Here is a 970-nt window from a genome sequence, read left to right as displayed (position 1 = left end):
CGAACTGCGCGTACGACTCGACCTCGACCCCGGTTCCACCAGTGCCCGCATTCACGTGGCCGGACCCGACGGGCGTCCCGTTGCCCTGGTGGACGGCCTCGCGATCCGCGAGGCGACGGCCGAGCAGCTCCAGGCCGGGGAACAGGCCGATCACCTTTACCGAGTCGAATTCCGGATGCCGGGGGCGCTGCGACGGCAGGAGACACCGGAAGCCGGAATGTGGGTCCTCGGCGAAAACGCCGAGTTGTCCGAAATTCTGGAGGCCGACCATGTGGCTGATGTGGATGCTCTCGTTGCCCACCTCGATGACGGGCGGCAGGCGCCCGCTCGACTGGCCATCGATGCGACGACGGCGTCGCAACGAGCCGGCGAAAGCCCGGGCGACGCTGCTGCCGCGCAGGAGCTGACCGCTTCAGCGCTGCTGACTCTGCAACGTCTCCTTGGTGAACAGCGCCTGGAACAGACGGAGTTGGTGTGGATCACGCGCTCGGCCGTGGACGTGGACGAAGATGTCCGCGACCTGGCGCACGCTCCGCTGTGGGGTCTGCTGCGCGCCGCGCGCAGCGAGCACGCCGAGCGCGTGATCCGGGCCGTCGACCTGGGCGACGCGGACGCCGACAGCGCACTGCTGCACACGGCGGTGGCCACCGTCGGTGAACCGGAGATCGCGATCCGCGGCGGCGAGATCCGCACCGCCCGGCTCGTGCGGGCGACCAGGACCGACCTCGCGGAAGCGGTCGCGCCGCTGGCACCGGACGGGTCGGTTCTGATCACTGGTGGTTTGGGTGAGTTGGGGCGTGCGGTTGCTGCGCATCTTGTGGGTGTTCATGGTGTGCGTCATGTGGTGTTGACGTCGCGGCGTGGGGCTGATGCGCCGGGTGCTGGTGATGTGGTGGCGGCGTTGAGGGCTGTGGGTGCGGAGTCGGTGCGGGTGGTGGCGTGCGATGTGGGTGATCGGGCTCAGGTCGCT

Annotated in this window: 1 protein-coding gene; it reads left to right on the top strand. The window is 69.3% G+C overall.

Annotation, left to right across the window (positions count from 1 at the left end):
• The coding region (locus tag BIV23_RS44515) for a KR domain-containing protein (RefSeq protein WP_143079260.1) at window positions 1–970 on the top strand (970 nt) is incomplete at both ends.

The sequence above is a fragment of the Streptomyces monashensis genome, from assembly GCF_001866665.1.
In the GTDB taxonomy this organism is placed as follows: domain Bacteria; phylum Actinomycetota; class Actinomycetes; order Streptomycetales; family Streptomycetaceae; genus Streptomyces; species Streptomyces monashensis.
Note: the sequence above shows the minus strand (reverse complement) of the source record. Positions and strands in the feature narration are given on the sequence as shown.